Consider the following 582-nt stretch of genomic DNA (forward strand, 5'->3'; position numbering starts at 1 on the left):
GGCATTGGCTTGGAGTTGCTTGTTACTTGTTAGTATCGGTGTGCAGGCTGCAACGGAGTCTTCAATGCGACTGTTGGATAACCGCTTTAGAGTGGATCCAAGCATTGAACAGATTACGTTTGTTATTTATCGAGCCGACAATTCTCAACCTGTGGTTTTGGTTCGCCCGGATGGTAAAAAATACTATTCGTGGCGTAACGCAGATAACGTTCGCTGGTACCAAGAGTCTTCGATGGACATCGTCTCGATTGACCACCCGATGCCGGGGCCTTGGCAAGCCGTGGGTAAGGTATCACCAAAGAACAATATTAAGCTGCTCTCGCATCTAGTCTTAGATGCGAAACAGTTCCCTGATAAGCTCTATCAAACCGAAGTGCTTAAGTTTACGGCCCGTCTCACCTCAGACGGCAAGCCTTTAGTGCTGCGAGACTTCCTAGATAGAGTCAATCTCAAGATCACCTTTACCAAATACATTGAAAATGAAGACGCCTTAGTCCGTGAAGCGCGACCTGTTCCTGTGATTATGGGTGAATTTGCCGATAACGGCGAAGATCTCCATGAAGTAGCTGGGGATGGTATCTT

Annotated in this window: 1 pseudogene; it reads left to right on the plus strand. The window is 47.3% G+C overall.

Going from position 1 to position 582, the window contains the following annotated elements:
• Positions 1 to 4 precede the first annotated feature (4 nt).
• Positions 5 to 582, plus strand: a pseudogene (locus tag KIV40_RS32605) (TIGR03503 family protein); the annotation flags it as partial.

Source organism: Vibrio sp. D173a, from assembly GCF_030248475.1.